Below are 249 nucleotides of genomic sequence, written 5' to 3' on the forward strand. Positions count from 1 at the left end.
CGCTGATCTGGCTGTTTCCGCTGTGGATGATGGTAATCTTCTCGACCATGCCCGACAGAGGCATCTTCAGTCCCAGCATCGAGCTTTTGCCGCACGGCAGTTTCCTCGACAATGTCAACAATTTGCAGCGCGACACGAATTTCATCGGCGCCATCGGCATCTCCGTGTCGGTGGCGGTCACCTACACGTTCCTGTCGGTGCTGCTCACCTCGATGGCCGGCTGGGCGCTGGCGCGCTACCAGTTCTTCG

General features: G+C 59.0%; 1 pseudogene. It reads left to right on the forward strand.

Annotation, left to right across the window (positions count from 1 at the left end):
• Positions 1-249, forward strand: a pseudogene (locus AC0L2O_RS37250) (carbohydrate ABC transporter permease); the annotation flags it as partial.

It is taken from the genome of Bradyrhizobium sp. Kon10 (genome assembly GCF_055807395.1).